The organism is Acinetobacter parvus DSM 16617 = CIP 108168 (genome assembly GCF_000368025.1).
GTDB lineage: Bacteria > Pseudomonadota > Gammaproteobacteria > Pseudomonadales > Moraxellaceae > Acinetobacter > Acinetobacter parvus.
This window is the reverse complement of the sequence record NZ_KB849213.1, coordinates 1-9,960: the sequence shown is the minus strand read 5'-3', so window position 1 is coordinate 9,960 and position 9,960 is coordinate 1. Positions and strand designations below refer to the sequence as shown.

At 42.9% G+C, this 9,960-nt stretch carries 4 protein-coding genes, 2 tRNA genes and 3 rRNA genes; 6 read left to right on the top strand and 3 right to left on the bottom strand.

Going from position 1 to position 9,960, the window contains the following annotated elements:
* The 5 genes from F988_RS13765 to rrf form a co-directional block, all read left to right on the top strand.
* Window positions 1-1,085 (top strand): 16S ribosomal RNA (locus F988_RS13765); the annotation flags it as partial.
* 177 nt (window positions 1,086-1,262) lie between these two features.
* Window positions 1,263-1,339 (top strand) — tRNA-Ile (locus F988_RS13760).
* A gap of 71 nt (window positions 1,340-1,410) precedes the next feature.
* Window positions 1,411-1,486 (top strand) — tRNA-Ala (locus tag F988_RS13755).
* Window positions 1,487-1,952: 466 nt separating this feature from the next.
* Window positions 1,953-4,846 (top strand): 23S ribosomal RNA (locus tag F988_RS13750).
* A 195-nt stretch (window positions 4,847-5,041) separates the two neighbouring features.
* Window positions 5,042-5,156: ribosomal RNA gene (rrf, locus tag F988_RS13745) — 5S ribosomal RNA — on the top strand.
* An 81-nt stretch (window positions 5,157-5,237) separates the two neighbouring features.
* On the opposite strand, the gene F988_RS13740 is transcribed toward rrf, so the two are convergent.
* Both F988_RS13740 and F988_RS13735 read right to left on the bottom strand, forming a co-directional pair.
* The gene (locus tag F988_RS13740) at window positions 5,238-5,783 is read right to left on the bottom strand and encodes a type 1 glutamine amidotransferase domain-containing protein (RefSeq protein ID WP_004679220.1); all 546 of its coding nucleotides are present in this window, start codon (window positions 5,781-5,783) and stop codon (window positions 5,238-5,240) included.
* 409 nt (window positions 5,784-6,192) lie between these two features.
* Complete coding sequence (locus F988_RS13735; protein ID WP_004683732.1) at window positions 6,193-6,573, bottom strand: transposase; 381 nt, start codon at window positions 6,571-6,573, stop codon at window positions 6,193-6,195.
* Window positions 6,574-6,600: 27 nt separating this feature from the next.
* Here F988_RS13735 and F988_RS13730 point away from each other — a divergent pair, with 27 nt between their 5' ends.
* Window positions 6,601-7,626, top strand: a complete 1,026-nt coding sequence (locus tag F988_RS13730) for an IS30-like element ISAba125 family transposase (protein ID WP_010326927.1) — start codon at window positions 6,601-6,603, stop codon at window positions 7,624-7,626.
* A 357-nt stretch (window positions 7,627-7,983) separates the two neighbouring features.
* Here F988_RS13730 and F988_RS13725 read toward each other — a convergent pair whose 3' ends face one another.
* The gene (locus F988_RS13725) at window positions 7,984-9,939 is read right to left on the bottom strand and encodes an alkyl/aryl-sulfatase (protein ID WP_000693745.1); all 1,956 of its coding nucleotides are present in this window, start codon (window positions 9,937-9,939) and stop codon (window positions 7,984-7,986) included.
* Window positions 9,940-9,960 lie beyond the last annotated feature (21 nt).

Genomic DNA, 9,960 nt, shown 5'->3' with positions numbered 1-9,960 from the left:
TGGATTAATACTCTAGGATAGTGGACGTTACTCGCAGAATAAGCACCGGCTAACTCTGTGCCAGCAGCCGCGGTAATACAGAGGGTGCGAGCGTTAATCGGATTTACTGGGCGTAAAGCGTGCGTAGGCGGCTGATTAAGTCGGATGTGAAATCCCTGAGCTTAACTTAGGAATTGCATTCGATACTGGTCAGCTAGAGTATGGGAGAGGATGGTAGAATTCCAGGTGTAGCGGTGAAATGCGTAGAGATCTGGAGGAATACCGATGGCGAAGGCAGCCATCTGGCCTAATACTGACGCTGAGGTACGAAAGCATGGGGAGCAAACAGGATTAGATACCCTGGTAGTCCATGCCGTAAACGATGTCTACTAGCCGTTGGGGCCTTTGAGGCTTTAGTGGCGCAGCTAACGCGATAAGTAGACCGCCTGGGGAGTACGGTCGCAAGACTAAAACTCAAATGAATTGACGGGGGCCCGCACAAGCGGTGGAGCATGTGGTTTAATTCGATGCAACGCGAAGAACCTTACCTGGCCTTGACATAGTAGAAACTTTCCAGAGATGGATTGGTGCCTTCGGGAATCTACATACAGGTGCTGCATGGCTGTCGTCAGCTCGTGTCGTGAGATGTTGGGTTAAGTCCCGCAACGAGCGCAACCCTTTTCCTTACTTGCCAGCATTTCGGATGGGAACTTTAAGGATACTGCCAGTGACAAACTGGAGGAAGGCGGGGACGACGTCAAGTCATCATGGCCCTTACGGCCAGGGCTACACACGTGCTACAATGGTCGGTACAAAGGGTTGCTACCTAGCGATAGGATGCTAATCTCAAAAAGCCGATCGTAGTCCGGATTGGAGTCTGCAACTCGACTCCATGAAGTCGGAATCGCTAGTAATCGCGGATCAGAATGCCGCGGTGAATACGTTCCCGGGCCTTGTACACACCGCCCGTCACACCATGGGAGTTTGTTGCACCAGAAGTAGGTAGTCTAACCTTAGGGGGGACGCTTACCACGGTGTGGCCGATGACTGGGGTGAAGTCGTAACAAGGTAGCCGTAGGGGAACCTGCGGCTGGATCACCTCCTTAACGAAAGATTGACGATCGGTAAGAATCCACAACAAGTTGTTCTTCGAGATATATCGAATGAAAGATAGAAAAAGTATTGTTTCTCTTTTTTAATTTTAGAGATAAGTCGTGCACTACGCGCTGCGCTTGTCTTGCGAAATAAAAGAAGAGATCAACGATCTCTTCTTTTATTTCTCAGGGTCTGTAGCTCAGTTGGTTAGAGCACACGCTTGATAAGCGTGGGGTCACAAGTTCAAGTCTTGTCAGACCCACCACTACTGACGAAGTGATGAATAATCACAAGCTGCTAGATGAAAAGATATATCGTTCATTATGATTGTAAGCTGGGGACTTAGCTTAGTTGGTAGAGCGCCTGCTTTGCACGCAGGAGGTCAGGAGTTCGACTCTCCTAGTCTCCACCAGAGCTTCGATCAGCAAAGCAACGCTTTGCCGAAGCGCAAGACAAGCAGCTATGCTGCGCGTAGTATCTGATCTAATATGGTAGTGAAAGATATTTTTAAATTATAGAACTTAATAAATAAGGTGAATCAAGAGATTGATTTAGATTTATTAACTTCTGTGATTTATCACAGTTTACTGCAAGCTGACGAGGCTGTAGTTAATCATTAACAGATTAGAATTTGAGTCTGAAATAAATTGTTCACTCATTCAATAACAAAGCAAGAAGAATTAATTCTTTAAGCTGAGTTGTTAGAAATGAGAACTAGCAAAAACACTGAATCAAGCGTTTTGGTATATGAATTTAGATTGAAGCTGTACGGTGCTTAAGTGCACGGGACTTCGAACTGTAGATTAAATAGATCATTAATTATTTATTTAATTGTCTTAATCCTACTTGTAGGGATTAACGACTGTTTGGGGTTCTATAGTCAAGTAATTAAGTGCATGTGGTGGATGCCTTGGCAGTCAGAGGCGAAGAAAGACGTGATAGCCTGCGAAAAGCTCCGGGGAGGCGGCAAATATCCTGTGATCCGGAGATATCTGAATGGGGGAACCCACTTACCATAAGGTAGGTATTGCAACATGAATACATAGTGTTGCAAGGCGAACGAGGGGAAGTGAAACATCTCAGTACCCTTAGGAAAAGAAATCAATTGAGATTCCCTTAGTAGCGGCGAGCGAACGGGGAGTAGCCCATTAAGTTATGTGTGTTTTAGTGGAACGCTCTGGGAAGTGCGAACGTAGAGGGTGATATTCCCGTACACGAAAGGGCACACATAATGATGACGAGTAGGGCGAGGCACGTGAAACCTTGTCTGAATATGGGGGGACCATCCTCCAAGGCTAAATACTCCTGACTGACCGATAGTGAACCAGTACCGTGAGGGAAAGGCGAAAAGAACCCCTGTGAGGGGAGTGAAATAGATCCTGAAACCGCATGCATACAAGCAGTGGGAGCCGACATGTTCGGTGACTGCGTACCTTTTGTATAATGGGTCAGCGACTTATATTCAGTAGCGAGGTTAACCGAATAGGGGAGCCGTAGAGAAATCGAGTCTTAATAGGGCGTTTAGTTGCTGGGTATAGACCCGAAACCAGGCGATCTATCCATGAGCAGGTTGAAGGTTGGGTAACACTAACTGGAGGACCGAACCCACTGTCGTTGAAAAGCCAGGGGATGACTTGTGGATAGGGGTGAAAGGCTAATCAAGCCTGGTGATAGCTGGTTCTCCCCGAAAGCTATTTAGGTAGCGCCTCGGACGAATACCATTGGGGGTAGAGCACTGTTTCGGCTAGGGGGTCATCCCGACTTACCAAACCGATGCAAACTCCGAATACCAATGAGTACTATCCGGGAGACAGACTGCGGGTGCTAACGTCCGTAGTCAAGAGGAAAACAATCCAGACCGCCAGCTAAGGCCCCAAAATCATAGTTAAGTGGGAAACGATGTGGGAAGGCATAGACAGCTAGGAGGTTGGCTTAGAAGCAGCCACCCTTTAAAGAAAGCGTAATAGCTCACTAGTCGAGTCGGCCTGCGCGGAAGATGTAACGGGGCTAAAACTATGTGCCGAAGCTGCGGATGTAACTTTTAAGTTACGTGGTAGGGGAGCGTTCTGTAAGCCGAAGAAGGTGTATTGAGAAGTATGCTGGAGGTATCAGAAGTGCGAATGCTGACGTGAGTAACGACAAAACGGGTGAAAAACCCGTTCGCTGAAAGACCAAGGGTTCCAGTCCAACGTTAATCGGGGCTGGGTGAGTCGACCCCTAAGGCGAGGCCGAGAGGCGTAGTCGATGGGAAATTGGTTAATATTCCAATACTTCTGTGTAATGCGATGAGAGGACGGAGAAGGTTAAGTCAGCCTGGCGTTGGTTGTCCAGGTGGAAGACAGTAGGCATGCATCTTAGGCAAATCCGGGGTGCTCTATGCTGAGAGTCGATAGCAAGCTGTACTTGTACAGTGAAGTGGCTGATACCATGCTTCCAGGAAAAGTCTCTAAGCTTCAGTTACACAGGAATCGTACCCGAAACCGACACAGGTGGTCAGGTCGAGTAGACCAAAGCGCTTGAGAGAACTCTGCTGAAGGAACTAGGCAAAATGGTACCGTAACTTCGGGAGAAGGTACGCTGCTGACGGTGATGGGACTTGCTCCCTGAGCGGTTGGCAGCCGCAGAAACCAGGCCGCTGCAACTGTTTATTAAAAACATAGCACTCTGCAAACACGAAAGTGGACGTATAGGGTGTGATGCCTGCCCGGTGCTGGAAGGTTAATTGATGGGGTTAGCGTAAGCGAAGCTCTTGATCGAAGCCCCAGTAAACGGCGGCCGTAACTATAACGGTCCTAAGGTAGCGAAATTCCTTGTCGGGTAAGTTCCGACCTGCACGAATGGCATAATGATGGCGGCGCTGTCTCCAGCAGAGGCTCAGTGAAATCGAAATCGCTGTGAAGATGCAGTGTACCCGCGGCTAGACGGAAAGACCCCGTGAACCTTTACTGCAGCTTGACATTGAACTTTGACCTTACTTGTGTAGGATAGGTGGGAGGCTTTGAAGTTGGAACGCTAGTTCCAATGGAGCCGTCCTTGAAATACCACCCTGGTAATGTTGAGGTTCTAACTCTGCCCCGTAATCCGGGGCGAGGACCATGTCTGGTGGGTAGTTTGACTGGGGCGGTCTCCTCCTAAAGAGTAACGGAGGAGTACGAAGGTGCGCTCAGCGTGGTCGGAAATCACGCGTAGAGTATAAAGGCAAAAGCGCGCTTAACTGCGAGACCCACAAGTCGAGCAGGTACGAAAGTAGGTCTTAGTGATCCGGTGGTTCTGTATGGAAGGGCCATCGCTCAACGGATAAAAGGTACTCTGGGGATAACAGGCTGATACCGCCCAAGAGTTCATATCGACGGCGGTGTTTGGCACCTCGATGTCGGCTCATCTCATCCTGGGGCTGAAGCAGGTCCCAAGGGTATGGCTGTTCGCCATTTAAAGAGGTACGCGAGCTGGGTTTAGAACGTCGTGAGACAGTTCGGTCCCTATCTACCGTGGGCGCTGGAAATTTGAGAGGATCTGCTCCTAGTACGAGAGGACCAGAGTGGACGAACCTCTGGTGTACCGGTTGTCACGCCAGTGGCATCGCCGGGTAGCTATGTTCGGAAGGGATAACCGCTGAAAGCATCTAAGCGGGAAGCCTACCTCAAGATAAGATTTCCCTAGGACTTTATGTCCTCTAAAGAGCCGTTCGAGACCAGGACGTTGATAGGTTGGGTGTGGAAGCACGGTGACGTGTGAAGCTGACCAATACTAATTGCTCGTGAGGCTTGACTATACAACACCCAAACAGTTGTTGTATTCAAGATAAATTCAATACATAACTTGATTTAGTGTGAAAACTAGTTAAAATGCTGAACACAAAGTTAGACTCAATATCTAATCCGTTAATAACTCTTTGGTTCGTAAGTAAGGCAGACATGAAGTGAAAACACAACATGATCAATAAGACCCCAAAACACCACAACAGTTTGCTGGCGACAATAGCAAGAGTGAACCACCTGATCCCTTCCCGAACTCAGAAGTGAAACCTCTTCGCGCTGATGGTAGTGTGGCGTTTGCCATGTGAGAGTAAGTCATCGCCAGCTTTTAAATACTAAACCTCCCAACCAACGTTGGGAGGTTTTTTATTGCTGAAAAAATAGAAAAGTATAATGAAAAGAAGAATGTTACATACTGTTCAGTTCCTTTAGGATTGCCTCATTAAACTGAGGGATGTCATCTGGGCAGCGTGAGGTGATCAGAGGCCATTCATGGGTATTGCAGCGATGAACTGCTTCATCCACCCAATGTGCACCCGCATTTTCCAGGTCAAGGCGGATACTTTTATAAGAGGTCAGGTTCTTATTCTTGATTCGTTCGGCATTGATCAAGGTCCAGGGTGCATGACAAATGGCGGCAATCGGTTTGTTTTGATCGGTAAAATATTGAATGATCCTATGTGCATGTTCATTGAGACGGAGGGTGTCAGCATTGACTGTACCACCAGGAATGACCAGAATATCGTAGTCTTCTACAGAGACCTGCTCTAGGGAAGCCTGTGGAGGGTAGCTTGGCCCAGATTCTTTATCATTTTTTACCGTTTGTACAGGTTCGGTCTTTTCGGCGGCATGTATGACCTCAATTCCCTGGCCTTTTAAAAATTCCAGTGGCTGAATCAGCTCATCATGCTCTACGCCTACATTTGATGTGATAAATAATGCCTTTTTAACCATTGTGAAATTCCTCAATATTATTTGATTTCTAGGTTAACAATGCAAAAGCATGAAAAGTGTAGAGTTTTCATCGGCGAATTGTATCTCGATGGATACGCTGTCAAATTCTGTTACAGGGTGAGAATAATAAAAAAAAGAAGCCCGATCATCCTGACAGGGCTTCTTTTATATTCAGTTTATTGTTGTTTATTTCCTATAAACAACCACATCCTGTGCATCTTGTTGTTTTGAATGAGACTTCCTGTCTCTCTATGTTTTATATGATAGTGAAAATCTCCAGATGGGTATATTCGCCAATCTCTGCGATTGTTGTAGGTTTCGGCTTAAATTGAGGTTTAGGAATCTATATAGCTAAATTCTAAAAATATTAGCACATGGAAACATCTGTAAAACCTCATTTCCTATATAGTCAAACTACTTTATTATTCATACAGGATTCGAAAAAAACTCGAAATAACTCATCGACTGAGTCAATCAACCATTCTTTACGCTTACGTTTAACCCATGCCCACATCTGTTCTATAGGATTTAAATCAGGGCTGTATGCAGGAAGCCAAAGAATTTTATGCCCTTGTTGTTCCAATAATTCCTGAATATCTGCTCTTTTATGAAATGCTGCATTATCCATAACCACTACACTATTTTCAGGTAATGCTGGTATCAGGAATTGCTCAATCCAAAAATGAAAAACATCTGAATTGATTTTGCAATCAAATAAACCGACTGAAAATAAATCCCCTTTATGGATTGCTCCAATGGCATTGGCAGAGTAAAACTTGAAGTGCGACATAAACCACCTAATTAATTTAAAGGGTTTATGGAGTATATAAAATTGTCATACCATCATCTTAACTTTGAAGATCGTACTGCATTAATGCTTGAGTCAAGAAAAGAAGGCTTTTCAGCCAGAAAATTTGCTGAACTTATTAAAAGACATCCTAGTACGATCTATCGTGAGCTTAAAAGAAATAGCATCAATGACGTTTATCAAGCTCGATATGCTTCTGATAACACTTTTGCTAGACGTAGACGTGGTCACAGAAAACTCAAAATCGATTCAATCCTCTGGAAATTTATTGTTGAAGCGATCCGTTGTTTATGGTCTCCTCAGCAAATAGCAAAGCGTTTAAAGACATTTCCTGATTTGGATCAAACAATGAATGTAAGCCATACAACGATTTATTCAACGATACGAGCATTACCCAAGGGTGAGTTGAAAAAAGACTTATTATCCTGTCTACGTCATGAAAATAAAAAGCGAAAAGCTAACGGTGAACCTAAAAAAGATTCTATATTACAGGATATTAAAACTATTCATGAGCGCCCAGCCGAAGTTCAAGAAAGAAAAATACCGGGTCATTGGGAAGCTGATTTAATTAAAGGTAAAGACAATAAAAGTTCGATAGCAACACTTATTGAACGAAATACACGGCTCTGTATCTTGGCAACATTACCTGATGCAAAGGCAGAATCAGTGCGCAAGGCTTTAACTGAAGCTCTGAAATATTTACCTGCAGAACTGCGTAAAACGTTGACCTATGACCGTGGACGCGAGATGGCAGAACATAAAATACTTGAAGAAGATTTAGGCATAGATGTATATTTCTGTGACCCACATTCACCCTGGCAAAAAGGCACATGCGAAAATATGAATGGTTTAATTAGGCAATATTTACCTAAAGGGATTGATTTAAATCAGGCAGATCAGCATTATTTAAATCAAGTTGCCATGTCACTGAATACTCGTCCTAGAAAAGCGTTAGATTGGCTTACACCATTAGAGAAATTTGCTCAGCTTGTTGATTATCATAAGACTTTTCAAACTGTCGCACCTCATGTTTGAATTCGCCCTAATATAAAAGCTTATTTTCAATAAAAAACACATCATAATACCCCCTTGCCTTTTAACCACAAAAATATTGAAGTTATTATTTAGAAGCAATTAATAGAAAAATAAACAAATCTTTTTTAAACAAGCTACTAATAAAAATATCTCCATCGAAAATAAAGTATAAAAATTCAAAAACCATTTAATAAAGTATCAATAGAGTTAAAATACATATAGCTTACTTTTAATTTTAAAGAGGAATACAAGAAATAATTTCTTGTATTCCTGTTATAAGATTGGGAGAACCAAGTTGATAATTTCACCCATTTCTTTGGATCTATTAATTTAAGTTTCGACTTTACTTATTTGAGCTTAGCCATTTGGTCGAGTCACAATCGGGAAAATTGAATCTGGACGTTTAAACATTGCAAAGAATTTTCCAATTTTCAGTGGATTACCTTTGACTTTACTGTCTTTAGAAAGCAGGACTTTTACCCCTTCTATTTGACCTGTAATCATTTTTAGATATAAGGGCTTGGTTAAGGTTAATGTAGGGCAATCCAATGCCAAATCTTTACTTTCATCATAACGCTTAAACTGCATGACTGAGTTTTCAACCCATAATGAAAAATGCTCTTTGGTATCCGACAAAACCAGATTGATACACTGGTTTTCATTTTTTAAATTTTCCACATCTAAATTTGTCGCCATAGCTTCAAGAAATCTTTCAGTTGGTGTATGAATCAATAAATCACTCGGATCAGAAGTATTTTGTAGGGGTACATTATTTTGTAGCTCTTGAGCGCCCACCAAAAAGAAATTACGCCAAGTTGAAGCCTCAGCAGCATAGCCCAATTGACGATAAGTATTCGCCAATAAGTCTTTTGCTTGTTGGTTTTGAGGGTTATTCAACACAATATGTTTTAAAATCTCGGCAGCCCATCTATAGTCAGCTTGAGCGTAGGCATCCCGCGCATTTTTCAATGCATTGTTCTCCCCACCTGCTAACTCAATATATTTTTTTGCAACAGCTTTAGGGGGTAATGGATCTAAATTGGAAGGATGGGCATCGAACCATCCCATATAATATTGGTATACTGCTTTTACATTATGTTTTAGGGTTCCATAATAGCCATGAGCATATAGTTTTTGATCAAGTGCCGCTGGAAGCTTAATTTTTTCGGCAATTTCAGCGCCATTAAAACCAGAGTTCATATATCTCACCGTCTGATCATGCGTGAACTTATAAACATCTCGCTGGGTTTTAATAAAATCTTGAATATTGTCATTGCCCCAGACAGGCCAATGATGCTGTGCAATCAATACATCGGATGCTTTGGCATGCTGCATTGCTTGGTCTAGATAGCCCACCCATTTTAAGGCATCACGGACTTTAGCACCCCGAAGGGTATAAAGATTATGCATGGTATGAGATAGAATTTCTGCGCCGTTATAAAGTTTCAATGATGGGATAGAGAACGTTAATTCTGCTGGTGCTTCTGAACCCGGCACGTTATAAAACACAAAATCCAAGCCATCAACCGTCATTTTCTGTTCTGGTTGAGTGATCAGTTGTGTAGGCTCAAGGATGCCCATTTTTCCCACAGCAACAGCCTTACCTAAACCTGTATCCACCAATCCTTCCGCATTTTTAGGTAGAAAAGTTCCATACATATAAGTCGCACGACGTATCATGGCTGAACCTGCCATCACATTTTCACTGGTCGCTTCTTCCATAAAGCCTTTTGGCGCAATAATTGGAGTTTTTCTAGCGTTAATTTCTTCGCTAGAAAGAACGCCTAATGCACCACCAAAATGATCGATATGGCTATGGGTAAAGATAATGGCTGAAATTTTTTGCTCACCTAAATGCTGTCTAGCAAATTTAAGTGCTGCTTCAGCCGTTTCTTTAGAGGTTAATGTATCCACAATAATCCAGCCAGTATCACCCTGAATGATGGTCATATTTGCCAAATCAAAACCACGAATTTGCCAAACTCGATCTGTTACTTTAAATAGCCCAACATTGTTGTTTAATTTTGCTTGTCGCCATAGAGTGGGATTAACGGTATTTGGTGCTTGATCTTGTAAAAAACTAAATGCATCAAAATCCCAGATAACATTGCCTTTCTCACTTTTAATTTGACCTGTTGGCTTGGCAATAAAGCCCTTTTGAGCCTGATTAAACTCAGTCATATCCTCTAAGTTATACTTCGCCTTATATGTATTATTTGATTCAATGACCGCTTTTTCTACTACAGTATTTGCTGCAAAAACAGAAAATGGCAGAATAAGCATCAATGAAACTGTTAAAAACTTAATTTTCATCTTCTTTCCTTTTTTTAAATA

Excerpts from the sequence above, each read along its gene's own strand:
- F988_RS13740 (WP_004679220.1), bottom strand. The coding sequence starts at position 5,783 with ATGGTTAAAAAGGCATTATTTATCACATCAAATGTAGGCGTAGAGCAT.
- F988_RS13735 (WP_004683732.1), bottom strand. The coding sequence starts at position 6,573 with ATGTCGCACTTCAAGTTTTACTCTGCCAATGCCATTGGAGCAATCCAT.
- F988_RS13730 (WP_010326927.1), top strand. The coding sequence starts at position 6,601 with ATGGAGTATATAAAATTGTCATACCATCATCTTAACTTTGAAGATCGT.
- F988_RS13725 (WP_000693745.1), bottom strand. The coding sequence starts at position 9,939 with ATGAAAATTAAGTTTTTAACAGTTTCATTGATGCTTATTCTGCCATTT.